Here is a 21,683-nt window from a genome sequence, read left to right on the forward strand (position 1 = left end):
GGCGTGTCATCGGCCGGAATGCGTGCGATCTCGTCTGGTACGTGGCGTACGGATCGAACCTGCACGCGGCCCGGCTCGCCTGCTACCTGCACGGCGGCCGTCCCAACGGCGGAGCGCACACCTACCCCGGATGCCGTAACCGCAGCCCCGCGCGCCGCGCGGTCGCGACCTCGCTGCCGGGCACCCTGTACTTCGCCGGCCGGTCCCTGACCTGGGGCGGCGGCTCGGCCTTCTACGACCCGTCCGTGCCCGGCGGCGCCCCCTGCCGGGCCTACCTGCTGACCGGCGGCCAGTTCAGCGACATCGCCGCCCAGGAGATGCGCCGCTCCCCCGGCGCCGACCTCGACCTCACCCGGGTCCTCGCCGAGGGCCGCGCCGAGCTCGGCCCGGGCCGCTACGAGACGCTGCTGCACGTCGGCGAGCTGGACGGACACCCGCTGCTGACCTTCACCGCCCCCGGGGGCGTGGCCGGCGCCGCACTGAACGCCCCCTCGGCCGCCTACCTGCGCACCCTGGGCGCCGGCCTGGCCGAGTCCCACGCCTGGGGGCCGTGGCGCACCGCCGGCTACCTCGCCACCCGCCCCGGCGCCGACGGGCACTGGACCCCGCGCGCGGTGGCGGCACTGCTGGGGTGAGCGGGCACCGGGCGCCGCACGCCGGAGCGAGCCGGGCAGGGCGGGCACCGGATCGGCTCGGCCACCCGCCCGCTCAGGCCCGGACGGGCGCGGTGGCGGACGGCGGGGAGCAGCGCGCGGTGGTCGCACAGACCGCCAGCTGCTGCCGGGCCCCGTCCCGCAGGACCTGCACGTTCCACAGCACCGGGTACGGCAGGCCGCAGATCGCGCAGTTGCGCCCCGGCGCCGCGGCGGGCTGCGCGTACGGGTTGACCGGGGGCGGGGAGGACCACGGCGGGGACGGCGGCGGCACCGGCTGGGACGGCGGGGACGGCCGGTGGGACGGCGGCACCGGAGGGGGCACGGACACGGGTGCGGCCGGTGCCGGGTGCCGGGCGGGCGGGGGCCCGAACCCGGGGGCCGGTGGGGGCCCGAACCCGGGGGCCGGCGGCTCCGCGGGCGGGGTCGGCGGCGGAGGCGGAGGCACCGGCGGCACGGCGGGCGCGGGCACCGGCACTGGCACCGGCGGTGTCGCGGGCGCGGGCGGCGCCGCGGGCTGAGGGGGCATCGCGGGCTGGGGCGGCACCGGGGGCATCGGCGGCGCCGGCGGCGTCTCGTCCCAGATGCGCGCGTCCCGGAACGGGGTGCGGAAGTCGTGCCCGCACTTGTCGCAGGTGGTGAGCACGGCCTCCGCGCGCTGGTCGCCGCACGCCGGGCAGAAGGTGACGGGGCGTTCGTCGGCCTCGGTGCTCTCGCAGCGGGTGCAGATGAAGTCGGGTTCCAGCTTGGCCTGGCGGAACACGGTGCTGAAGACCTGGAAGGGGTTGGGGTCGTTGCGCCCGGCGGTCGCACCGAGCACGGACACCAGCATCTTGAGGTTGCGGTTCCTCGACCGCAGCCGCTTCAGGTCCAGGTTGACGACCTTGGGGTGCTTGCAGTCGCGGCACACGCACAGCGTGCGCACGGGCAGCCGGGAGCGGATCGCCGCCTGCTGGTGCAGGAACTGGAAGGTGAGCCGGTGGCCGTCCGGGACCTCCACCGTCTCGACCCCGTAGGCACCCCGGGAGAGCCTGGTCTCGACCAGCGCGGCGAGATCGAACACCTTCGCCCTGAGCGCGTCCGGCAGCGAGGGCGCCCCGCCCGCGGGCACCCGCTCGGAACCGATCAGCGCGGGGATCGCCAGCAGCGCGCCGACGGCGGGCATGCCGAGCACCACCAGGCCCGCGTCCGAGACGAACCGGACGTGGGTGATGCCCGCCCAGCCCGCCGGGCCGCCGCTCCTCGTCCCGCCCGAAAGGCGGCCGGAGAACATCGAGGCGGCCCCGTCGACGAGGCGCTGGCCGGCGGCGTGGCCGCGCTCGGCGACGTCCGAACTGCGTTGCCGTGCCCACAGGTGCGGGGCGGGGAACCCCTCGGCGGCCGTCCCGGGGACGAGGGCGGCGAGCGCCTCGTCGACGGCGGCGAGCATCGACAGGAACGCCTGCTGGAAGGGTCCCTGCACCCCCACCATCACGGTGGACAGCGCCCGGTCGGAGAAGTGCACGCGGACCAGCGCCGCCTGCGGCCCGGCATCGGGGAGCACGTTCATCCGCGCCAGGATCGGCACCTGGTCCGGCATCATCATCACCGCCCGCACGGCGGAGCCGCGGTGGGCCTCGATGACGGTGGCGAGGTCCGCGGTGAGCTGGAAGCCGGAGCGGTGGAGCACCGCCGCCACGGCGCTGCGGACCCGCTCCGGCGCAGCCGCGATCCGGCGTTCGGCGTCCAGGGTGATCGAGGGCACGGCACCTCCGGTGGCGGCAGGCGGGGAGGATCGGTCCGTCCGGCGCCGGGCGCCGAATGTCCGGGACAGCGTCAGATCAGGTCCTCGTAGGACGCGTCGGTGTCGTGGGCCGTCTCGCCGCCGTGGAACGGATCGCCGTCGTGCGCCGCGTCGACGTCATGGGACGAGCCGTGGTCGCGGGTGAAGCCGTTGTCGTCGGAGGAGTGGCCGCCGTCCTCCTCGGTGTGACCGTCGGACGTCCCGGACTCGTAGGAACCCGCGGCGGTGTAGGTCTCCGCCACGGAGAGGTAGGCCTCGAAGGTGACCTCCGAAACCTCCACCACCTCCGCCACCTCCGCCACCTCCACGACCTCGACGACCTCGACGACCTCGACCGCGTGGACCTCGTGGACCTCGTGCCCGTCGGTCTCGGTCTCGACCGCGAACGCGCTCTCCGTGTACTCCTCGACCACGACGGCTTCGGTCTCGGAGTGGGCGAGCGAGGTGCTGCTCTCCTCCACGCCGTAGCCGTCCACCAGGAATCCGTCCCACTCGCCCATGCGCGCCCCCAAACGTCGTCGGCATCCCGGTCGGACCGGCCCCCCGGCACGTCCGGGGATCACCATAGGGCCCGACGACGCCGCGCCACAGCGGAGTTCGCGATTTGACCGGTGAAGCCGCGACCGGGGCTGCCGTCCTCGGCGGTGACGGTGGATCCGGTCCGGTCGTCCGGGCCGGACGAACCGCCGGCGGGGCTCAGTGGGCGTCGCGGCACGGGTCGGTGCCGGAGGGGCACACCGCGCCGTCGCCGCTCCCCGAGACCGGCACCGCGTGGACGTAGGCGTACTGGACGACGGTCACCGCCCGTCCGCCGCCGAGGTCGACCACCCGCTGGTGCAGGTCGCCGTAGAGGGCACGGTCGTCGCCCCTGAGGACGACCGGTCGTACGTCGCCGGGGAAGAGCGTGAAGAAGGAGAGCCGCTCGGGGACGCCGATCATCTTCGCCTCCCGCATGGCCGTGAAGACGCCGATCCGGTCACCGATGATCGCCGTGGACAGCCCGGCGTCGCCCCGGGTGATCGAGGCGAGGCACACGTAGGAGTCGTCCGCGAGCCACGCCGCGTCGGCGTCGCCCCCGCCGTCGTCGCCCAGCACGACCAGGTTCGCCAGCGAGGGGACCGGGCAGCGCGGGGTGTTCCGGCGCGCCCCGGCCAGCTCGTCCACGATCCACTGCGCGGACGCCGAGGCGGGCTCGGGCAGCACCACCGGCTGCACCGTCGCCGACGGCCGGGCCGACACGGGTGGCGCCCCGTCACCCCCCTGCCCCGTGCAGGCCACCGCCCCCAGCGCCAGCACCACCGCCGCCGCGCACCCGCCCCACGCCGTCCGCCTCATCACGCCTCCCCCGCGTCGTTTCCCCCGCACCCTGCATCCCGGGATCCGGGTTGTTCCGGGTGCCGGGTTCCGGATCATGCCCGACCCGGTGGGCGGATGTGTCCGCGAGCGGCAACATCCTTGTACCGGAGATGTGTTGAGGGGCCCGAAAGCTCAGCGGAGGCTCAGACCGCCGGGCCCGCACCGTTCCGGGCTCAGGCGGCCGGCGGCGCGGGCGCCAGGCCGTCGGCGACCAGCCCGGCCAGCACCGCCTGCCCCAGCGCCTGCACGGCGGACTGCGGGCGGACCATCACGGTGAACTCCTTGATCCGGCCCTGCTCGTCGAAGTGCAGCAGGTCGATGCCGTGGATGTCCTTGCCGCCGGCCACCGCCCGGAAGAGCAGCACCGCCGTGGGCGCCTCGGTGCCGTCGGTGCTCGTCTGCGCCGTGCCCGTGTGGTCGCCGACGTAGCGGAAGTCCTCGAAGGTGCGCAGCAGCACGCCGAAGAGGCCGAGCACCATCGGCTTGCCCTCGAAGGGGGTGAACTTGACCGGGCTGTAGAAGCGGATGTCGTCGGTGAAGAGGTCGTCCAGCGCGGCGAGGTCGCGGTGGTGCACGGCGGTGCGGAAGCGCTCGGCGGTGGCGGCGTTGGCGGCAGCGTTGGCGGTAGTGGCGGCGGCGGTCATGGGCTCGCACTCCTCGGTCGGTCGGACACTCGGGTACTCATGAATATGACTGGTCAGATTCATGAGTACCATGGCAGGTGCACTCCACGACAGGGAGCCGGGCGACAGGACGGGGAGGACGGACGACGATGGCACTGCGCCACGCCGTACTGGCCGCGCTGCTGGACGGCGAGACCAGCGGCTACGAACTGGCCAAGGCCTTCGACCTGGGCGTGGCCAACTTCTGGTACGCCCAGCCGCAGCAGCTGTACGCCGAGCTGGCCCGGCTGGAGCGGGACGGGCTGGCCGCCGGGCGCGAGGTCGTCCAGGACAACCGGCCCACCAAGCGCCTCTTCCACGTCACCGACGCGGGCCTCGCCGAACTGGAGGCCTTCGCCGAGGCGTCCGCCAAGCCGTCCTTCGTCCGCGACGACCTGATGGTCAAGGTCCGCGCCGCCGACCGCCTCGACCCCGCCGTCCTCCTCGAACAGCTCGCCGAGCGCGCCGAGTTCGCGCAGGCCAAGGTCGACCTGTTCGAGCGGATGCTGCACGCCATGCGCGGCGGCCGCAGCGAGGCCGACCACCTGCGCGAGGGCGAGCGCATCGGCCCGTACCTGACCTGCCTGCGCGGGCTGGCCTTCGAGCGCGGCAACCGCGACTGGTGCCGGGAGGCGATCGCCGTCCTGCGTGAGCGGCGGGCCGCCCGCACCGGGCACTGAACCCCCGTGCCGGCGCCCGCCGCTCTGAACGGGGCCGGCCGCCGGGCGGGTCGCCGGGCCGCGCCGCTGACCGCAGCCGGGCGCGCCCGAACGCACCGGTGCCGCCCGGCGAACGGCCGGGCGGCACGAGGGAGGCCAGGGGACGGTCAGGGGACGGTCAGGGGGCGGGGGTCAGGCGTGGGGCGCCCAGAAGGCGACCAGCCGGGCGACACCGTGCTCGACGCTCTTCCAACTCCCCTGGAACGTCAGGACCGCGGCCGCCGCCGTCGGGAAGCCGGAACGGTTCATCCGCGCGAGCGGGTCGCCCTCGGCCTCGCCGGCCAGGGCGTCGGCCAGCGCGTGGACACCGGGGTTGTGACCGACCACGGCCACGTCCTGGACCTCGTCGGACACCTCGGTGAGCAGCGCGACGAGTTCCCCGAGGCCGGCCCCGTACAGCCGTTCCTCGTAGACGGTCTTCGGGGTGGCCGCCAGTTCGGGGACGACGAGCCGCCACGTCTCCCGGGTCCGCCGGGCGGCCGAGACGAGCGCGAGGTCGGGAGTGAGACCGGCACCGGCGAGCCAGCGGCCGAGCACCGGCGCGTCCTTGCGGCCCCGCCCCGCGAGGGGGCGCTCGTGGTCGTCCACATCGTCGGGATGCTCGGCCTTGGCGTGGCGGATCAGGACGATCCGGCGCGGCAGTTCCTCGGGCATCGGGCTTCTCCCTCTCCCCCGCGGCGGGACCTCCCCGCACGGGCGCGACAGCGACGATCGTGGCAGCCCCGGCCGGTCGGCCGTCCCGCACCTGCCGCCGTGACCGGTACGGGTCGGCGAGGTTCACCCGTGCGGGGGGACGGACCACCGGCCCCGGCCCGTCGCCCCGCCACCGGCTCCACCCGCCCGCTCAGTTGAGGAACGACTCCGGCCCCAGCCGCCCCCACACCACGAACGCCGCCAGCAGCACGTAGACCGCGTCCACCGCCACGAGCCCGTACTCCCGGCGCCGCGCCCGCACCGCCGCCGCCCCTGCCATCAGCAGCACCAGTCCGACGGCCGCCAGCGGCACGAACACCGGCGCGATGTCCAGCACGGCGGGCAGGACCAGCCCCACCGCCGCCAGCACCTCCACCGCGCCGATGGCCTTCACGGCGCCCGCGCCGAAGTCCTCGACCCATCTGCCGCTGCGCCCGGCGGCGGCGATCTTCGCCCGGGGCACGGCCATCTTGAAAACGCCGCCCGCCAGGTAGACGGCGGCCAGCAGTGCGGTGACGATCCACAACGCGACGTTCACGGCGATCTCCTTGCGGGTGTGCGGGTGTGCGAAGGGGGCCGGGGCCGGGCCGGTCAGAGGCTGTGCCGGCCGTGCTCGTAGCCGCCCGCGGGCTGACGGGTCATCACGTTGCCCCGATTGAAGGCGTTGATCACCGAGATCACGCAGACCAGCGCCGCGAGCTGCTCCTCGTCGTAGTGCTTCGCCGCGTTCTCCCACGCCTCGTCGCTGACCCCGCCGGCCGCGTCGGCGATCCGGGTGCCCTGCTCGGCCAGCTCCAGGGCGGCCCGCTCGGCGTCGGTGAACACCGTCGCCTCCCGCCACACCGCCACCAGGTTCAGCCGGGCCGCCTCCTCCCCGGCGTGCACGGCGTCCTTGAAGTGCATGTCGACGCAGTACCCGCAGCCGTTGATCTGGCTGGCCCGCAGCCGCACCAACTCCTGGGTGGCGTACGGCAGGACCGCGTCGGTGACGGCCTGGCTCGCGGCGATCAGGTGCTTGTAGACCTTGCCCATGACGGGGCTGGCGAAGGGGCTCAGGCGGGCTTCCATGGCGTGCTCCTCGGTACGTTGTCCGTTGCTGCCCTCTCAGACAGGACAGCCGTCCGGACTGTGACAGGGCCCGGATGTGACGCGCGCCACCCGGGGACGGGGCGGGCGCCGGGGGGAGGAGGATCCATGGCGGGACCGGCGGAGTCGGCGGGCACGGCGGAGACGGCGGACGGTAGGGCGGCAGGGGCGGAGGCGGGCGTGGCGGAGGCGGTCCGGTACCGGCCGCTGCTGTTCTCCATCGCCTACGGGATGACCGGTTCGGTGGGCGACGCCGAGGACCTCGTCCAGGACGCCTTCCTCGGCCTGACCCGGGCCGGCCGGGCCGGCACCGAGGTCGCCGACCCGAAGGCGTACCTGGCCACCACGGTCACCCGGCTGGGCATCAACCACCTGGCGTCGGCCCGGGTGCGGCGCGAGACCTACGTCGGCGAGTGGCTGCCCGAGCCGGTGGTGGCGTTCGCCGACCGCCCCGGCGGCCCGGCCGAGCACGCCGAGCTGGCCGACACCCTGTCGATGGCCTTCCTGCTGATGCTGGAGGCGCTCTCCCCCGCCGAGCGGGCGGTGTTCCTGCTGCGCGAGGCGTTCGGGTACGGCTACCCGCAGGTCGCGGAGATGACCGGGAAGTCCGAGGCGAACTGCCGTCAGATCTTCGCCCGGGCCCGCAGGCGCCTGGCCCCGGGCCCCGGCGGCCGGCCCGCCCGGGAGCGGGCCACGGCGCGGCGCGCGGAGGGTGACGAGCTCGCCCGCCGCTTCTTCGCGGCCACCGAGGGCGGGGACCTGGAGGCACTGCTCGACCTGCTCGCGCCCGACGTCGTCTTCCACGGCGACGGCGGCGGCAAGGCCAGGGCGGTCGGCAGGTCGGTCAGCGGTCTGCGGCGCGTCGCCCAGCTGCTGCTGTTCGGCTTCGGCCGCAACCGCGCACTCGGCATCTCCCGGTGCTACGCCCGGGTCAACGGCCGTCCCGGCGCCGTCCTGCTGGACGCCCGGGGGCGCGTCGCCGGTGTCATCGCGCTCGACATCGCCGACGGCGCCGTCCGGGCGTTCCACTCGGTGTCCAACCCCGACAAGCTCGCCCACCTCGGGCCGGTCTCGGACCTCGGCCTGCGGCCGCGCAGGTAGCGGGCACCGGAAGCGGGCACCGGAAGCGGGAAGCGAGGCGGGAAGCCGGGCGGGGCCCTACCGGCCGGCGGCGGCCGATCCGGCCCGGCCGCCGCCGAAGACCTCGGCGACGAGCCTGTGCACCGCTTGCTGGAACGCCGCCGCCAGGGACAGTTCGGCGTCGTCGACGTAGTTCAGTGCGGCGGTCAGGGTCGTGCGGCCGTCGGGCGTGCTGTACATCAGCGCCCCGTGGCCGGCCATGCCGCCGTTGTGGGTGATGACGGTGCCGCCGCCGTCGACCTCCTGCACGAACACGCCCAGGCCGTAGCCCGCCTTGGGGTGCGGCGTGCACATCTCGGCCAGCAGCGGGGCGGGCAGGAGCGTGCCGCCGGTCAGGGCGGAGATGAAGGTGTGGAGGTCCCGGGTGGTCGAGATCATGTCGCCGCCGGTGGAGATCCAGGACGGGTTCTGGCGGGTGACGTCGACGGTGTGGCGGCCGGCGTCCTCGTAGCGGTAGTAGGCGTGGGCGTACGGCTCGGGGATCTCCGGGTCGGTGCCGGGCAGCAGGGTGCCGGTCAGCCCGAGCGGGCCGAGGACCAGCCGCTGCATCTCCTCGGCGAGCGGGCGGCCGGTGACCTTCTCGATCAGCAGCCTGACCAGCACGTAGTTGGTGTTGGAGTAGCTCCAGTCCGTTCCCGGCTCGAACCGCGCCGGCCTGGACAGGGCGAGCCGGACCAGTTCCTCGGGCCGGTGGGTCGCGAAGCGGTTGTCCACCCATTCCCGGCCCGCGGTGGTGGCGGCGATCCCGGGCGCGAACGTCCCGTCCTCGTAGTACTCGCCGGTGAAGTTGAACACCCCGCTGGTGTGCTGCAGCAGCATCCGCGCCGTGATCCTCGGGTCCGGCCCGAACTCGGGCAGGTGGTCGGCCACCGGGGCGTCCAGGTCGATCGCGCCCTCGGCCACCAGGCGCAGCGCCGTGGCCGCGGTGAAGGTCTTGGTGTTGCTGCCGATCCGGACGTGCCCGTCCACGGGCGGCTTCGCGGTGTCGCCCAGCTCGCGCACCCCGGCGGTGCCGGCCCATGCGCCCTGCTCGTCGTGCACGCGCAGCGTCACCCCGGTGAATCCGGATCCGACCATCTCCTCGATGGCCTTCTGCAGGTGCGGGCGGTCCTGGCCGGCGGGGGTGGTGGTCATGGTGGTGTGCTCCTCGGGGTCCGTTGTCCGTGATCCGTCGTCCGTCTTTCTGACAACGGAAACGCTACGTTGCGTTCATGGACCCAGCAACGGAACCGTTGCGGGAAATCTGCATAAGTGCAGGTGGGTGACGTTAAATCATTGCAACGGCTGGAGATCTAACGCAACAACAGCAAGCCTTTCGTTGCACTGGATCGAGAGTGAACGCTATGGTGACGGCACCCACGGCCCACGAAGGAGAGCGAGCGCGCGATGCCCGGAGGCAGACTCACCCAGCAGGAACGCCAGCAGATCGCGCTGGGACTGGCCGACAGCCTCGCCTACGCGGAGATCGCCCGGCGCCTCGACCGCCCGACCTCGACCGTCACCCGCGAGGTCATGCGCAACGGCGGCCCCACCGGCTACCGCGCCGACCTCGCCCACCGGGCCACCGAACACCGCGCCCACCGCCGCAAGAAGGCCGCGCCCCGCCCGCCCGGCACGCCCCCGCAGACGCACGGCCGCGACGCCGAAGCCGTCCGCGCGTACGAGGAGACGTTCACCACCGTCTTCATGGGCCAGGGCCTGCCCACGATGACGGCCCGGGTGCTGGCCGCCCTGTACACCACCGACAGCGCCAGCCTCACCGCCGCCGAACTCGCCGACCGCCTCCGGGTCAGCCCGGCGTCCGTCTCCAAGGCGGTCGCGTTCCTCGAAAGCCAGGGCCTGATCCGCCGCGAACGCGACGAACGCCGCCGCGAGCGCTACATCGTCGACGACGACGTCATGTACCAGTCCACGATGGCCGGCGCCCGCGGCACCGCCGAACTCGCCCGGATCGCCCGGGAGGGCGTGAGCGTCCTCGGCCCCGGCACCCAGGCCGCCGCCCGGCTGGAGAACATCGCCCGCTTCGTCGACTTCGTCTCCGAGAACATCGCCCGCGCCGCCGACCAGGCCCGCGACATCCTCCACACGAAGCCCGTACCCGCCCCGGACGGCCGTTCCTGAGCGACCGTCGGACCGCCCGGGGCCGGTGGCGACCGGCCCCGGGCGGCGGGTTCACCGCCCGCCGGGGCGCAGGCGGGTGAACCAGCACGCCACGAGGAGGTTGGGGACCCAGCACAGCCAGGCGACCACCGTGTACGAGGTGCGGAAGTCCAGGTCCGCCGCCTGGGCGGTGACCAGCATCAGCCGCAGCGTGACCGCGGCGAAGGTGAGCGCGAAGCTGCGGACCATCCAGCGGCGGTGGTCCTCGATCCGGCGTCGCAGGATCATCCGCAGGCCGATGCCGCCGGTGACCAGCCAGGCCACGCCCAGGCAGGCGAAGCCGAGCCGGGCGACCGGCCCCCCGTAGGCGACCGGCGCCAGCAGCAGCGCGCCGATCCCGCCGACCAGGCAGCCCAGCAGGTAGACGACGCCGACGCGGCGGTGCCGACGGGGCCACCGCTCCCGCAACCGGGCCGCGAACTGCCACGGCCCGACCGCGAGCGCCACCGCCGCGCCGGATATGTGGATGCCGAGCGGGAGTTCGTGCGCCAGGTAGGTGGCGCGCTGATTGCTGAAGAACACCTCCGGGTCGAAGCCCGCGTAGCGCGCGGCGAGCAGGACGATCAGCGTGGACGACACCGTCATGAGGGCCCAGCCGGCCCGAGTGATGCGCATGCCCGAAGTGTCGGGCGCGGCAACCCGGCCGGCATCAGGGCCAACCCCGAGAGGAATCCCCGAAAGAACCCTCATTTTCCTTGGCAGAAAAGGGAGTTGGAGGCTTTTGCGCACCACCGCGGTCCGCGCCATGAGGCTGTCCCCCCAATCCTCCCTGAGGTGATCCCGAGCACGCCCCGGTGCGGGCCGGACCTGGTTAGCGTCCGGACATGACGTCGAATCACCGAAAGCACCTCGCCGTGGCGGCCACCGTCGCCGCGCTGCTCGCCGCGAACGCGGCCACCGCCGTCGCCCGGCCCGCCTCCGCTCCCGCATCGTCCACGGCGCCTTCCACCGCGCCGTCCACCGTTCAGCGGCTACGCCAGGACGTGGCGGCGATCCACGCCCTGGGGATCAGCGGCGTGCAGGCCCGCACCGTCGCACCCGACGGCCGCCAGGCGGTCGCCACCGCCGGCACCGCCGACCTGCGCACCGGCCGCCCGGTGTCGCCCGACGGCTACTTCCGCATGGCCAGCACGGCCAAGACGCTGGTCGCCACCGTGGTCCTGCAGCTGGAGGCCGAGGGCCGGCTGTCCCTGGACGACCCGGTCGGCCGCTGGCTGCCGGACGTGGCCTGGGGCACGGCCTACGACCCCGCCCGGATCACCATCCGCGACCTGCTGCGGCACACCGGCGGCATCTCCGACGCCGGCCTGCCCGGGTACCGCACCGCGGACGAGTACGACCACCAGCGCTTCCTCACCTACAGCTCCGAGGAGTTGGTCACCCGCGCCATGGCCCAGGAGCCCGCCACGGGCTGGAGCTACTCCAACACCGGCTACGTCATGCTCGGCATGATCATCGAACGGGCCACCGGCCGCCCCTCCCACCAGGAGATCGAGGACCGCGTCCTGCGCCCGCTCGGCCTCCGGCAGACCCGGTGGACGGGCACCTCGCCCACCCTGCCCCGACCGCACGCCCGCGCCTACGAGTTCTACGGCCCCGGCGCCGAGAAGGACGTCACCGTGCAGATCCCGGTGTCCACCGAACTGTCGTGGGTCACCACCACGCAGGACGAGAACACCTTCTTCCGCGCCCTGCTCTCGGGCCGCCTGCTGCCGGCCCGTCAGCTGGCCGCGATGAAGGACGGGGTCGACGTCTCCGGGAACCCGCAGGCCGCCGCGATGTGGCCCGCCGGCACCCGGTACGGGCTGGGCCTGGTCGAGATCCCGCTGGACTGCGGAGGCAGGAAGGGGTCGTACTGGAGCCACGAGGGCGGGGACGGCGGCTACATCACCCTCAACGGCGTCACCGCGGACGGCCGGCGCAGCGCGGTGGTCTCCATGTCGGAGGCGCACGGCGACTCCCTGGACCACATCGTGGAACAGGAGAAGGCGGCCGGCGCCCTGATCGAGCACGCGCTGTGCGCGGGTGACTGACCGCCCGCCGGCGGTCGGCCGACCCCGGGCGGACGCCGGCGGTCACCCCGTCCGATGCGGTGGCCGGTAGAGGTCGTCGAGGCGCAGTGGCGCGGGCCGGGGCAGGGGTGGGCCGTCCGTTGGCAGGCAGGACTGGAGGAAGTACGCGAGCAGGCGGCGGGATGCGGCCGTGGAGGCCGCCGGGGACTCGCGCAGGACGCCTTCGTTGGCCAGGAGCAGAAGGGTGACGTCGCTGGGGTCGAAGTCCTTGCGCAGCTGTCCGGTGTCCTTCGCTCGCTGCACCAGCCGGGCGAGGCCCGCCTCGGCGCGGGCCCGCTCACGACGGACGTCGGGCGCGTCGGGGAAGCGGGAGAGGAACGCGGCGCTGAACCCGCGGTCCCGGACCTGCATCGTGCTCACCGTGGTGAGGACGGTGCGGAGTCCGCGCCAGGGATCGTCGTCCTGAAGGGCCTCGTCGAGGACTGCGACGCACTGGCCGAGCCGTTCGGAGAACGCGGCGGCGATCAGCGAGTCTCGTGTCGGGAAGTGCCGGTAGAGGGTGGCGGCACCCACGCCCGCCCTGCGGGCGATCGCGCCGGAGGACACGTCGGTGCCGTCGAGGGCGTACGCCTCGCGGGCGGCCTGGAGGAGCCGGGCGCGGTTGTGCCGGGCGTCGGCTCTCTGCCCCGGGGCGGAGGCTCCGGAGGCGGCGGGCGGCGTGTTCCGAGACGGTCGGGCAGGCATGTCTCCCACTTAATCACCGACGGAGGAGGTCGGCCGTTCAGCGGGTTAGCGTGATCCGGTGCCGCGGCGTCCCGCTGTCCCCTCTCCGCCGCAGAGGTGAGCGGCCGTCGGCTCTTCCGCCGAACGACGTGCCCCTGTGTGTACGGAGGTTGTCCGTGTTTGCTGTCCGGTATCACCGCTACGGCGGTTCCGAGGTCCTCGGCGTCGAGGAGGTCGAAGAGCCGCACGCCGCGCCCGGCCAGGTCCGCATCGCGGTGCGGGCCACCGGCGTCACCCCTGCCGACTGGTACCTGCGTTCGGGGTTGCTGCGGGACATCGTCACCGTGGACTTCCCCCACACACCCGGCATGGATGCCGCGGGAATCGTCGACGAGGTGGGAGAAGGGGTGACCGGCACCGCCGTGGGGGACGCGGTCTTCGGTCTCGTCCCCTTCGCGGACCTGGGAGGCGCCGCGGCCCAGTACGCCGTGCTGGAGGCTTGGGCGCCCAAGCCCCGGTCGTGGTCCTTCGAGGAAGCGGGTGGCGCCGCGGGCAACATCGACACGGCCACGCGCGTCCTGGAGGCCCTGGAAGCCGCCGAGGGCATGACCTTGTTGATCGACGGTGCCGCCGGCGGCGTCGGCACCATCACCGCACAACTCGCCCGGGCCCGCGGCCTCACCGTGATCGGCACCGCGAGCGAGGGCAATCACGGCTTCCTCGCACAGCTCGGCGTCGTACCGGTCACCTACGGGGCGGGGCTGGCCGATCGCCTTGCTCCCCTGGCCCCGCTCGGTGTCGACGTCGTTCTGGACGCGGCCGGCAAGGGCTCCCTTGCCGACCTGGTGGCCATCGCCGGCGACCCGCACCGGGTGGCGACCATCGCGGACTTCGACGCCGACCGGCACGGGGTGCGGTACCTCCGCTCCGAGGCGGGAGAGTCGCCGGGCTGGGCGGGACTGCCACTGGCGGCCGACCTCGCCGACCGCGGCCGCCTCACCGTCCCGCTGCACGCGGTGTTCCCGCTGAAGGAGGCCGCCACGGCTCATGACGCCAGCGCCACCGGCCACGCGCGCGGCAAGATCGTCATGACCGTGCCCTGACCCGGCGGACGGCGCCCTCGTCGCGCAGGCACCGCAGGCACCGCAGGAGCCGCAGGAGCCGCGATGGAGTAGCCCCGGGACGGGCGGAGCACGGGACGTCGGCCGGGCCGACGTCCCGTGCTGCGCTGGGGAGTTCGGGCCGCACGTCGGGCGGCACGTTGGGCCGCACGGAAAGGACGGCGGGGCCGCCCGGTGTGCTGCCAGGGCGGCCCCGCCTGCGGCGTGCCGGTGTCAGTCGACGGTGCCGAGCGGGATGTCGAGGTAGGACTCGGCGCCCTCCGGAGAGGTGATCTCGACGGTGGTCGGGGTCGAGTTGGCGTCGGAGAAGAACGGGTCGTGGGTGCCGATGACCAGCTGGAGCCGGCGGCCCCTGGCCAGGACGTAGTGGGCGGGCTGGAGGGCGAAGGTCACGGTGGTGGCCTGCCCGGCCTGCTGGTTGGTGACGGTGCAGGGCGCGTGGGTGATGATGTGGCCCTTGCCGGTGGCCGGGTCGCAGTCCAACAGGTACGCCACGATCGTGGCGTCCATCGCCCGCGGCTTCACCGTCACCCGCACCTCCAGGCCGCCCTGGACGCGCACCGGCTGCGGGAACGGCTCGGTGGTCCAGATCGCGGCGAGGTCGCGGTCGACCTCGGCGGTCTTGTAGACGTGGGGCAGGCCCATGCGCTCGGCCAGGCCGGTCTGCACCAGCTTCGGGGCGACGACGACCGCGGTGTCCCGGCCGGTGGCCTTGAGGGAGCGGGACCAGCCCGACTGCGGCGCGCCCTCGGCCAGCTGCGCGTCTCCCTGGCCCGCCGCCGGGCCGGCCAGGTGGAACCGCTTGCTCGGCAGGGCGTAGCTCGCCCAGTCCTCGTGGAAGAGGTCGGACAGCAGGTTGTGCATGTACTCCGAGCGGACGCCGAAGCGGGGCTCGCGTCCGTCGCCGGCGCTGCCGCCGAGGTGGTGGTCCAGCCAGCGGTAGGCCGTCTCGGTGGGCTTGGAGAGGAGGCCGGCCAGGCCGGGGAGTTCGCCGTTGCCGTGGTCGCCGACCTGGACGAGCAGCGACTTGGGCCCCGTCAGGCTGCTGAAGAGGTCGACGACGGCGGGCACCGAGAAGATCGTCTCGTGCCAGGCGGTGGTCAGCAGGATCGGCGTCGCGTTGTCGTTGTACGCGTCGAGGTGGGTGCGGGGCGAGCGCACCGCCGCGAAGTCCCGGACCTCGTCGTCGATGGCGTTGTTGCGGATCTTCTCGATGACGCGGCGGAACTCCTTCGAGCAGCGCTCCTCGCCGAAGAGCTGGACGAGGGCCTCGAAGGCCTTCAGGTGGCGGGTGCCGTTCTCGTACAGCGAGGCGAACAGGTCGCCCCAGGCGCTGGTGCCGGCCACCACCTTGACCCGGCGGTCCTTCGCGGCCGCCAGCAGGCTCGTCCCGGCGCCGTAGGAGGAGCCGAAGAAGCCGATCCGCTCGGGGTCGACGCCGTCGATCTGGACCAGCGCGTCGATGACCTCGGTGGCGTCGGCCACGTCCTGCGGTCCGGCGACGTGGATCTCGCCCCCGGAGGCGGCCAGGCCGCGCTGGCTGTACGCCAGGACGGCGTAGCCGCCGAGCGCCCAGCGCGGGAACATGCCGAGGTAGGCCCGGTGCCCGATGTTGATCAGCGGGGCGGGCAGGACGACCGCCGGACAGGTCTGCCCGGGCGCGAGGTTGCGCGGGACGCTCAGCGCCGCGTCGAGCATCGTCCCGTCCGCCATGGCGATCGAGAGCTCGCGGTATGCGGCGACCTCCGCGTACGTCTCGTAGGTGTCGGCCAGGCCCCACTGGTCGAGGCGGCCGATCCGGCGCGGCGACGGGTCCAGCAGCGCCTCACGGATCCCCTCCAGCCTGGCGAGGTCGTCGGCGTTGAGCGTGAACGGGCTGTCCGGGGAGCTGTCCATCGGCATGACGGTGAACGCCTTTCACGGAGGAGGAAGTGACGAAGTGTCAGCGCCATGCTCCATCCGTTGCGATCACCACGGTGTACCGACTGGCACCGATCACTCGAACGAGCGATCGGCGCCACTTAAACCTCCCGGCGCGAACAAGTTGGGCCGGCAGCCGGTGCTTTCACCACTGCCACCGAAGTCGAGTCACCCGGCCGGGGCCCGCCCGGCCCCGTGCGCCGGGCGGGCCCTGGCTGTCGCAGTCAGGCCGCGCGCTGGCCGTGCAGGAGGACGGGCAGGGCGCAGCCCGCCAACGCCTCGGTGATGCGGGCGAACTGGGCGGGGGCCGTGCAGTGCGGCAGGTCGTTCACCGGGACGAAGCGGGCGCCGAGCAGGCCGCTTCGGTGCTGCGGCGGGACGCTCAGCCGGGCGTCGTCGCGCACGGCGCCGCCGTCGAACACGAGGTTGAGGCGTTCCAGGTAGCGGTCGGCGGGGGTGAAGTCGACCGCGACGACACCGCTCAGGCGCAGGTGCAGGCCGGTCTCGGCGTGCAGGTGCCTCGCCGCCGCGACGTGCGGCGGCTCGTTCGGTTTCGCGGCGCCGCCCGGCAGGATCATGCCGTCCATGTAGTCCGGGTCGACCAGCAGCACGCCCCCGCGCCGGTTGCGCACGAGAACGAGACAGCCCAGCCGGCACACCGGCGGCTTGGCGAGGAGGCGAGGGTCACGCATCAGGGGTCACTTCCTGCGGGCGAGGAGTTCGGTCGTTCAGTCGTCGCGGGTCAGGCGCTCGTGGCGCAGCCCCTTGCGGAGCAGGTCGACGATGCGCAACAGATCGAGCGGGCGGGCCCGGCCGAGGTCGATCAGGTAGCTGCCGGTGAGGCGGCCGTAGTGCCAGTCCACCTCGACGGAGGGCAACGTCACGCCGCCGAGGGCCAAAACCGCGGTCAGGTCGTCCAGGACGCCGGCGGCCTGCCGGCGCTGCTCGGCGGTCGCGCGGGACAGGGGCGAAGGCACGCTCACTCCCCCGGCCGCTTGTGGACCTCGAAGACCCGCCAGGCGCTGTAGGCGTCGGAGAAGAAGGCGAACTCCTTCAACTCGCCGGTGGGCTGACGCAGCCACACGCCGTCGATCTCGTTGCGGACCAGGTAGCGGCGGGCCGCGCGGTCGAACCGGACGCCGTAGCCGTCGAAGCGGGGGGATTCGTCGTGGGGCATGGGAAGGGGAACCCTCTGCGATCGGAGTTTCACGTTCTGTGCATATGGTGGCCCCGCGTCACCTAGCATCGGAAGCCCAAACAACTTGACTCTGCGGCCACAGTGAACTTGGAGCAGTCATGGTGAACATCAAGGACGTCGACCCGGAGTCAGGTCCCTGGGCGCCCTTTGCCGTCCAACTCCGCAACTCACGCAGGGCAAAGGGCCTCAAGCAGTTCCAGCTCGCCCGCAAGTGTGGAGTCAGTGCGTCGTACGTCTCCTTCATCGAACTTGCGCGTCGACCACCGAGTAAGAAATTTGTTGCCAAGGCCGACGAAGTCCTGGAGACCGGCGGGACTTTGATGCTGATGTACTTCCAGGCCAAGCACACAGCCTTGGTACCGGGCTTCCCCGAGTACGCCAACTACGAGGCCACTGCGGAGAAGATCAAGCTCTTCGAGATCAACGTTGTCCCTGGACTACTGCAGACACGGGCCTACGCAGTCGCATGGGAACAGGGCAACCTTCGGCGCGGCACTGTCACGCCAGAACAGGCCCACGAGCGAATCGAGTTCCTGCTCGCCCGGCAGCACATCTACGACCGCGCGTCGCCACCGCTTCTGCACGCCGTGATCGACGAGAGCTGCCTCAGGCGGCCGATCGGAGGTCGAGACGTCATGGTCGAACAGCTGATCCACCTTGAGGAAATGGCCAAGCGACCCAAGGTCATCATCCAGGTGGCACCGTTTTCACTGGGCGAGGACAGGCCGTTCACTCGGCTGGTGCACCTCCTTACCATGCCCGACCGCAGAGTGCTCTCTTACGGCGAGACCGAGCAGCGCGGCTACCTCGATCGGGACGCTGACGCGATCACAGCATTGGCCAGCGACTACGATCGGCTCGTGGTTGAGGCCTTGGGCCAGACCGATTCGGTAGCCATGATCCGCGCTGTACGGAGGGACCTTGAATGGATGTCGACCTGACTGACGCCAACTGGCGGAAGAGTTCGTACAGCGGCAGCGGCGGCACCTGCGTCGAGGTCGCCGACGGCTTCGCCGGCGTCATGCCCGTGCGCGACTCCAAGGACCCCTCCGGCCCCGCACTCGTCTTCTCCTCCCCCGCCTGGCGGTCCTTCGTCACCGCCGTCCGCAACGGGGAGTTCGACGCCCGCTGAGCAGGTCCACGGGCCGATATCCCCTTGCCCGTCGGTGACGGCGGCGGATGCAATGTCCGCCATGACGACGACGCCACCACCACCCCCCGCTCCCGAGCAGGCCGACGGGTCCTCCATCCGGATCGGTGCCCTCGCTCCGCTGTCCCGGCCCGGCTGGGTCACGGCGGGCTGGCACCTGCACGCCGGGCTGGAGTTGGCCGTCCGTGAGGTCAACGCCGCCGGTGGGATCGGCGGGCGGCCGCTCGAACTCCTCGTCCGGGACACGGCGGCCGATCCGCAGGGGGCCGTGGCCGAGGTGGACGAGTTGGCCGCCCTGGGCGTGGCCGCTGTGGTCGGGGAGTACCACAGTGTCGTCGCCCAGGCCGTCGCCGCACGGGCCCACTCCCTCGGGCTGCCGTTCCTCTGCTCCTCGGCGGTGCTCGACGCGCTCACCGAGCAGCCGTCGGAGTGGGTCGCGCGGATCTGCCCGGCGCAGTCGCACGGTTGGCGGGTCTACGCGGATTTCCTCCTCGGCGCGGGCCATCGCCGGATCGCCGTCGCCGTCCAGCCGAACGTCTACTGGGCCTCCGGCATCCGCATCCTGCGCGAGCACCTGGCCGCGCGCGGCGCCACCGTCGTCGAGCTCGACGTGAACGCGCTCTCCCCCGCCGCCCTGGCGGACGAACTCGCCGGGGACGGCGCGACGGCGCTGCTCCTCCTGGTCGGTGCTGCGGACCCGGCGGCGGCGGTCGTCGAGGCCGTCCGCCACCACCCGCGCCTGGGCGGGGTCCTGATCGGCGCCCCGGCGGGTCAGCCGGAGTTCGCCGAGTGGGCGGAGCCGCTGGGCGCGGGCGGCTCGGGCGTCCCGTTCCTGCGCTACCTGCCCGAACGCCTCGGCCCGCTGGGCGCCCGGGTCGAGGCCACCCTGCGCGGGCAGTTGGGCACCGAGCCGTCCTTCGTCGCGTTCGAGGGCTACGACGCCGTCACCGTCCTCGCCGAGGTGCTGCGCACCGCCGGCCCGGACCAGGCCCGGATCGCCGGGGCGTGGCCGCGCGTCACCGTCGAGGGCACCCGCGGGCCGATCCGGTTCTCCCGGCCGCCGGGCGGCCGTGTCTGGCAGTGGGCGTGGCCGCCGGTGCAGGTCGTCGACCGGGACCCGGCGGCGCCGGAGCGCCTCCGGGTCCTGCACACCGGCTGAACGGACGTGCAGGAGCGGGACGTCGGCCCCGCCGACTTCCCACTCCTTCTGACGAATGATCACCCCGTCGGTTCGCGCTCCCTCGCGCTACTGTAAGCACCGGGCGCGAACCGGTTCCGGAAGGCCTCAGTAGTAGCCCTTGGTGCCGTCGAGGAGTTCGCGGACGACGTCCGCGTGGCCCGCGTGGCGGCCGGTCTCCTCGACCAGGTGGATGAGCATCCAGCGCAGGTTGGCGCCGCCGCTGCGGAAGCCGGTGTGGCGACCGGTGTCGTCCAGGGAGGCAGCGGCGACGATCTCGTTGCTACGGGCGCACTGGGCCTCGTACTCGGCGAGGAGTTCGGCGAGGGGGCGGCCGCCGGTGTGCCAGTCGGCGTCCTCGCTCGACTCGTCGAAGGACGGGTTCTGTGTCTCGTCGCCGTCGAGGAACAGCACTTCCAGCCAAAGGTGTTCGGTCCAGCGCATGTGGGAGACGAGCCCGGCCATGGTCATCGCCGGTGAGGTGGGGATGACCGAGCGGTGCGCGTCCTCGTCGCTCAGCCCCTCGCACTTCCAGCGCAGGATCTTCCGCTGCAGGTCCAACCAGCCGATGAGTGCGGTGCGTTCGTCCGCCTGGAACGGGGGACGGTGGAGTTCCGATGCCATGGCGGCGCACGATACCGGGGCGGCCGGGATGGGGCACCCGGTTTTACGTCCGGGCAGGGGCACGGTTTCGGGAACGGCACCCTGGTCGAGCGCGAGGAGCAGGCGGCTCGATCCAGGGAGGGAGCCACCCGAGAGCTTGGCGTGCGCGGACTACTTCGCCCGGCGTCCCATGGCCGACGCGGTGCCGATCAGGCACTCGACGTCGGTCGGGAAGCCGACGAGGGCGTAGGCAGTCAGGCGCAGGTGACCCTCAAGGCAGACCAGGTCGTCCCGCCTCTCGCCGACGAGGACGAGGACGAGGACGAGCGGAGGAACCCGCTCGCCTCCGATGAACGCGCGGGCCGAGTCGATGAACGGTTCGTTGGGCACGTCGAACGCCCGTAGCCCTGCCCTTGTTCTTGCTCTTTCCATAGGGTGGCGGACCTGCCTGAAGTTCGAGACCATCCGGTCATGCTGGATGGCACGGCAGGACAGGACCTTCCGGTCGGCTTCGGGTTCCGGCCGTATCGCGGCGACGAAGACCACGGCGCCATGGCCGCGGTGCGGCTGGGGTGTGCCGAACGGGACCGGGTCGATGCCCATTCGGTTGTGGAAGGGCTCCCGACAGCGGCCGAGATCGCCGAAGCCTCCGCCAAGGTGGAGGAGCCGTCCGAGAACCAGATCCTGGTGGTGTGCGACGGGAGCGTCGTCGGCTACTCGACGATCCGGTGGTGGCACGAGCGGGACGGTACGTGGCTGTACCTGCACAGCGGCTACCTCTTGCCCGAGCATCGCGGCCGGGGCATCGGCTCAGCCATGCTGAGCTGGGCCGAAGAGCGGATCCGCCGGCTCGTCGATCAGCACGGAACGGCGCGGACGGCAGTGATCGGCGCGAACGCCACGGCCTCCGAGCAGGACGCCACGGCACTTCTGCGCGCAGCCGGCTACCGACGTGTCTTCAGCCTGGTCGAACTGGAGCTGGGCGATCTGCGGCACCTGCCCGAGCCGGGCAGCGCACTGCCGGCCGGGATACGGACCGGGCCGATCGGGACGAGCCACTACCGTGCAGCCTGGAGGACGGTCGTCGATTCGTACGCGGACACCGGCTTCACGCAGAGATGGCCTTTCCAGGACTTCGTCGACACCGCCGACCCGGCATGCTGGAGGGCTGCCTGGAACGGGCAGGAGATGGTCGGCGTCGCCCTCTGCTCCATCCGCCGCCACGACCGCACCGTGGGCGAGGTGGAGGAGCTGAGTGTCCGGACGGACCGGCGACGCCTCGGTATCGGCCGGGCCCTGCTGCTGGACGGGCTGCGGAGCCTTCGCGCGCAGGGCGCAACGACCGCCCGGCTGTTCACGGGCACGGCGAACCCGCACCGGTCCTACGACCTTTACGAGAGTGTGGGGTTCCGGCGGCAGAACGAGTACGTCCGTTACCGCAAGCCGCTTGCCTGATCACCGGTCATCGGGCTGTCCGGTCAGTCCGTCCGGTTCGGTCCACCCGTGGACGGGCCGCAGGCCGGCTGC

The 21,683-nt window shown here is 72.9% G+C and carries 26 protein-coding genes; 10 read left to right on the plus strand and 16 right to left on the minus strand.

Annotated features, from left to right (window positions below; translation table 11 throughout):
* Nucleotides 1-41 precede the first annotated feature (41 nt).
* On the plus strand, nt 42-635 hold the full coding sequence (locus ACFV04_RS16615) for a histone deacetylase (RefSeq protein WP_380529698.1): 594 nt from the start codon (nt 42-44) through the stop codon (nt 633-635).
* Between the two features lie 73 nt (nt 636-708).
* On the opposite strand, the gene ACFV04_RS16620 is transcribed toward ACFV04_RS16615, so the two are convergent.
* The 4 genes from ACFV04_RS16620 to ACFV04_RS16635 form a co-directional block, all read right to left on the minus strand.
* Nucleotides 709-2,397, minus strand: coding sequence for a hypothetical protein (locus ACFV04_RS16620; protein ID WP_380529699.1), 1,689 nt, complete (start codon nt 2,395-2,397; stop codon nt 709-711).
* A gap of 71 nt (nt 2,398-2,468) precedes the next feature.
* Nucleotides 2,469-2,936 (minus strand): hypothetical protein, encoded by a 468-nt coding sequence (locus tag ACFV04_RS16625; RefSeq protein WP_380529701.1) that lies wholly within the window; start codon nt 2,934-2,936, stop codon nt 2,469-2,471.
* Nucleotides 2,937-3,132: 196 nt separating this feature from the next.
* Complete coding sequence (locus ACFV04_RS16630; protein ID WP_380348474.1) at nt 3,133-3,771, minus strand: hypothetical protein; 639 nt, start codon at nt 3,769-3,771, stop codon at nt 3,133-3,135.
* 194 nt (nt 3,772-3,965) lie between these two features.
* Nucleotides 3,966-4,436 carry a nuclear transport factor 2 family protein gene (locus ACFV04_RS16635; protein ID WP_380529703.1) on the minus strand — a complete coding sequence of 157 codons (471 nt, stop codon included), beginning with the start codon at nt 4,434-4,436 and terminating at the stop codon, nt 3,966-3,968.
* 128 nt (nt 4,437-4,564) lie between these two features.
* Between ACFV04_RS16635 and ACFV04_RS16640 the strand changes: the two genes are divergently transcribed.
* Nucleotides 4,565-5,134: a PadR family transcriptional regulator gene (locus ACFV04_RS16640; RefSeq protein ID WP_380529705.1), complete on the plus strand. Its 570-nt coding sequence runs from the start codon at nt 4,565-4,567 to the stop codon at nt 5,132-5,134.
* Between the two features lie 171 nt (nt 5,135-5,305).
* Here ACFV04_RS16640 and ACFV04_RS16645 read toward each other — a convergent pair whose 3' ends face one another.
* The 3 genes from ACFV04_RS16645 to ACFV04_RS16655 all read right to left on the minus strand — a co-directional run bounded on the left by ACFV04_RS16645 (nt 5,306) and on the right by ACFV04_RS16655 (nt 6,934).
* Entirely contained in the window at nt 5,306-5,827 is a 522-nt protein-coding gene (locus ACFV04_RS16645) for a SixA phosphatase family protein (RefSeq protein ID WP_380529707.1), read from the minus strand.
* A gap of 190 nt (nt 5,828-6,017) precedes the next feature.
* Nucleotides 6,018-6,404 carry a DoxX family protein gene (locus tag ACFV04_RS16650; RefSeq protein WP_380348467.1) on the minus strand — a complete coding sequence of 129 codons (387 nt, stop codon included), beginning with the start codon at nt 6,402-6,404 and terminating at the stop codon, nt 6,018-6,020.
* Nucleotides 6,405-6,457: 53 nt separating this feature from the next.
* Nucleotides 6,458-6,934, minus strand: coding sequence for a carboxymuconolactone decarboxylase family protein (locus ACFV04_RS16655; protein WP_360254880.1), 477 nt, complete (start codon nt 6,932-6,934; stop codon nt 6,458-6,460).
* A 126-nt stretch (nt 6,935-7,060) separates the two neighbouring features.
* On the opposite strand from ACFV04_RS16655, the gene sigJ reads away from it, so the two are divergent.
* Nucleotides 7,061-8,053 carry an RNA polymerase sigma factor SigJ gene (sigJ, locus tag ACFV04_RS16660; RefSeq protein ID WP_380529710.1) on the plus strand — a complete coding sequence of 331 codons (993 nt, stop codon included), beginning with the start codon at nt 7,061-7,063 and terminating at the stop codon, nt 8,051-8,053.
* A gap of 57 nt (nt 8,054-8,110) precedes the next feature.
* On the opposite strand, the gene ACFV04_RS16665 is transcribed toward sigJ, so the two are convergent.
* Nucleotides 8,111-9,226, minus strand: a complete 1,116-nt coding sequence (locus tag ACFV04_RS16665; protein ID WP_380529712.1) for a serine hydrolase domain-containing protein — start codon at nt 9,224-9,226, stop codon at nt 8,111-8,113.
* Between the two features lie 252 nt (nt 9,227-9,478).
* On the opposite strand from ACFV04_RS16665, the gene ACFV04_RS16670 reads away from it, so the two are divergent.
* Nucleotides 9,479-10,213 (plus strand): MarR family transcriptional regulator, encoded by a 735-nt coding sequence (locus tag ACFV04_RS16670; protein ID WP_380348462.1) that lies wholly within the window; start codon nt 9,479-9,481, stop codon nt 10,211-10,213.
* Between the two features lie 51 nt (nt 10,214-10,264).
* Here the strand turns inward: ACFV04_RS16670 and ACFV04_RS16675 are convergent, their stop codons facing one another.
* Nucleotides 10,265-10,867, minus strand: coding sequence for a DUF2306 domain-containing protein (locus ACFV04_RS16675; protein ID WP_380529714.1), 603 nt, complete (start codon nt 10,865-10,867; stop codon nt 10,265-10,267).
* A 209-nt stretch (nt 10,868-11,076) separates the two neighbouring features.
* Here ACFV04_RS16675 and ACFV04_RS16680 point away from each other — a divergent pair, with 209 nt between their 5' ends.
* Complete coding sequence (locus tag ACFV04_RS16680; RefSeq protein ID WP_380529716.1) at nt 11,077-12,285, plus strand: serine hydrolase domain-containing protein; 1,209 nt, start codon at nt 11,077-11,079, stop codon at nt 12,283-12,285.
* A 42-nt stretch (nt 12,286-12,327) separates the two neighbouring features.
* Here ACFV04_RS16680 and ACFV04_RS16685 read toward each other — a convergent pair whose 3' ends face one another.
* Nucleotides 12,328-13,008 carry a TetR/AcrR family transcriptional regulator gene (locus ACFV04_RS16685; protein ID WP_380529719.1) on the minus strand — a complete coding sequence of 227 codons (681 nt, stop codon included), beginning with the start codon at nt 13,006-13,008 and terminating at the stop codon, nt 12,328-12,330.
* A gap of 155 nt (nt 13,009-13,163) precedes the next feature.
* On the opposite strand from ACFV04_RS16685, the gene ACFV04_RS16690 reads away from it, so the two are divergent.
* Nucleotides 13,164-14,090 carry an NADP-dependent oxidoreductase gene (locus ACFV04_RS16690; RefSeq protein ID WP_380529721.1) on the plus strand — a complete coding sequence of 309 codons (927 nt, stop codon included), beginning with the start codon at nt 13,164-13,166 and terminating at the stop codon, nt 14,088-14,090.
* A gap of 231 nt (nt 14,091-14,321) precedes the next feature.
* Here ACFV04_RS16690 and ACFV04_RS16695 read toward each other — a convergent pair whose 3' ends face one another.
* From ACFV04_RS16695 to ACFV04_RS16710, 4 genes are all read right to left on the minus strand, one after another.
* Nucleotides 14,322-16,004, minus strand: coding sequence for a CocE/NonD family hydrolase (locus tag ACFV04_RS16695; protein WP_380529723.1), 1,683 nt, complete (start codon nt 16,002-16,004; stop codon nt 14,322-14,324).
* Nucleotides 16,005-16,252: 248 nt separating this feature from the next.
* On the minus strand, nt 16,253-16,720 hold the full coding sequence (locus ACFV04_RS16700; protein WP_380529725.1) for an NUDIX domain-containing protein: 468 nt from the start codon (nt 16,718-16,720) through the stop codon (nt 16,253-16,255).
* Between the two features lie 36 nt (nt 16,721-16,756).
* Complete coding sequence (locus ACFV04_RS16705; protein WP_380349485.1) at nt 16,757-17,005, minus strand: hypothetical protein; 249 nt, start codon at nt 17,003-17,005, stop codon at nt 16,757-16,759.
* Between the two features lie 2 nt (nt 17,006-17,007).
* The gene (locus ACFV04_RS16710; RefSeq protein ID WP_380529727.1) at nt 17,008-17,205 is read right to left on the minus strand and encodes a hypothetical protein; all 198 of its coding nucleotides are present in this window, start codon (nt 17,203-17,205) and stop codon (nt 17,008-17,010) included.
* A gap of 119 nt (nt 17,206-17,324) precedes the next feature.
* On the opposite strand from ACFV04_RS16710, the gene ACFV04_RS16715 reads away from it, so the two are divergent.
* The 3 genes from ACFV04_RS16715 to ACFV04_RS16725 are packed head-to-tail and all read left to right on the plus strand — an operon-like array spanning nt 17,325 to nt 19,535.
* Nucleotides 17,325-18,167: a helix-turn-helix transcriptional regulator gene (locus ACFV04_RS16715; RefSeq protein ID WP_380529729.1), complete on the plus strand. Its 843-nt coding sequence runs from the start codon at nt 17,325-17,327 to the stop codon at nt 18,165-18,167.
* Nucleotides 18,152-18,358 (plus strand): DUF397 domain-containing protein, encoded by a 207-nt coding sequence (locus ACFV04_RS16720; protein WP_380529731.1) that lies wholly within the window; start codon nt 18,152-18,154, stop codon nt 18,356-18,358. The genes ACFV04_RS16715 and ACFV04_RS16720 overlap by 16 nt, the downstream gene beginning before the upstream one ends.
* 52 nt (nt 18,359-18,410) lie before the next feature.
* Complete coding sequence (locus ACFV04_RS16725; RefSeq protein ID WP_380529733.1) at nt 18,411-19,535, plus strand: ABC transporter substrate-binding protein; 1,125 nt, start codon at nt 18,411-18,413, stop codon at nt 19,533-19,535.
* Between the two features lie 126 nt (nt 19,536-19,661).
* Here ACFV04_RS16725 and ACFV04_RS16730 read toward each other — a convergent pair whose 3' ends face one another.
* Complete coding sequence (locus ACFV04_RS16730; protein ID WP_380349472.1) at nt 19,662-20,177, minus strand: DinB family protein; 516 nt, start codon at nt 20,175-20,177, stop codon at nt 19,662-19,664.
* 150 nt (nt 20,178-20,327) lie between these two features.
* On the minus strand, nt 20,328-20,546 hold the full coding sequence (locus ACFV04_RS16735; RefSeq protein WP_380529737.1) for a hypothetical protein: 219 nt from the start codon (nt 20,544-20,546) through the stop codon (nt 20,328-20,330).
* An 81-nt stretch (nt 20,547-20,627) separates the two neighbouring features.
* On the opposite strand from ACFV04_RS16735, the gene ACFV04_RS16740 reads away from it, so the two are divergent.
* Entirely contained in the window at nt 20,628-21,611 is a 984-nt protein-coding gene (locus ACFV04_RS16740) for a GNAT family N-acetyltransferase (protein ID WP_380529739.1), read from the plus strand.
* The last annotated feature ends 72 nt before the right edge of the window (nt 21,612-21,683 follow it).

Origin of the sequence: Kitasatospora sp. NPDC059599, assembly GCF_042735125.1 — a bacterium.
Lineage (GTDB): Bacteria > Actinomycetota > Actinomycetes > Streptomycetales > Streptomycetaceae > Kitasatospora.

Excerpts from the sequence above, each read along its gene's own strand:
- ACFV04_RS16630 (WP_380348474.1), bottom strand. The coding sequence starts at position 3,771 with ATGAGGCGGACGGCGTGGGGCGGGTGCGCGGCGGCGGTGGTGCTGGCG.
- ACFV04_RS16720 (WP_380529731.1), top strand. The coding sequence starts at position 18,152 with ATGGATGTCGACCTGACTGACGCCAACTGGCGGAAGAGTTCGTACAGC.
- ACFV04_RS16640 (WP_380529705.1), top strand. The coding sequence starts at position 4,565 with ATGGCACTGCGCCACGCCGTACTGGCCGCGCTGCTGGACGGCGAGACC.
- ACFV04_RS16665 (WP_380529712.1), bottom strand. The coding sequence starts at position 9,226 with ATGACCACCACCCCCGCCGGCCAGGACCGCCCGCACCTGCAGAAGGCC.
- ACFV04_RS16675 (WP_380529714.1), bottom strand. The coding sequence starts at position 10,867 with ATGCGCATCACTCGGGCCGGCTGGGCCCTCATGACGGTGTCGTCCACG.
- ACFV04_RS16695 (WP_380529723.1), bottom strand. The coding sequence starts at position 16,004 with ATGGACAGCTCCCCGGACAGCCCGTTCACGCTCAACGCCGACGACCTC.
- ACFV04_RS16715 (WP_380529729.1), top strand. The coding sequence starts at position 17,325 with ATGGTGAACATCAAGGACGTCGACCCGGAGTCAGGTCCCTGGGCGCCC.
- ACFV04_RS16700 (WP_380529725.1), bottom strand. The coding sequence starts at position 16,720 with ATGCGTGACCCTCGCCTCCTCGCCAAGCCGCCGGTGTGCCGGCTGGGC.
- ACFV04_RS16645 (WP_380529707.1), bottom strand. The coding sequence starts at position 5,827 with ATGCCCGAGGAACTGCCGCGCCGGATCGTCCTGATCCGCCACGCCAAG.
- ACFV04_RS16710 (WP_380529727.1), bottom strand. The coding sequence starts at position 17,205 with ATGCCCCACGACGAATCCCCCCGCTTCGACGGCTACGGCGTCCGGTTC.
- ACFV04_RS16685 (WP_380529719.1), bottom strand. The coding sequence starts at position 13,008 with ATGCCTGCCCGACCGTCTCGGAACACGCCGCCCGCCGCCTCCGGAGCC.
- ACFV04_RS16625 (WP_380529701.1), bottom strand. The coding sequence starts at position 2,936 with ATGGGCGAGTGGGACGGATTCCTGGTGGACGGCTACGGCGTGGAGGAG.
- ACFV04_RS16635 (WP_380529703.1), bottom strand. The coding sequence starts at position 4,436 with ATGACCGCCGCCGCCACTACCGCCAACGCTGCCGCCAACGCCGCCACC.
- ACFV04_RS16680 (WP_380529716.1), top strand. The coding sequence starts at position 11,077 with ATGACGTCGAATCACCGAAAGCACCTCGCCGTGGCGGCCACCGTCGCC.
- sigJ (WP_380529710.1), top strand. The coding sequence starts at position 7,061 with ATGGCGGGACCGGCGGAGTCGGCGGGCACGGCGGAGACGGCGGACGGT.
- ACFV04_RS16740 (WP_380529739.1), top strand. The coding sequence starts at position 20,628 with ATGCTGGATGGCACGGCAGGACAGGACCTTCCGGTCGGCTTCGGGTTC.
- ACFV04_RS16655 (WP_360254880.1), bottom strand. The coding sequence starts at position 6,934 with ATGGAAGCCCGCCTGAGCCCCTTCGCCAGCCCCGTCATGGGCAAGGTC.
- ACFV04_RS16670 (WP_380348462.1), top strand. The coding sequence starts at position 9,479 with ATGCCCGGAGGCAGACTCACCCAGCAGGAACGCCAGCAGATCGCGCTG.
- ACFV04_RS16725 (WP_380529733.1), top strand. The coding sequence starts at position 18,411 with ATGTCCGCCATGACGACGACGCCACCACCACCCCCCGCTCCCGAGCAG.
- ACFV04_RS16730 (WP_380349472.1), bottom strand. The coding sequence starts at position 20,177 with ATGGCATCGGAACTCCACCGTCCCCCGTTCCAGGCGGACGAACGCACC.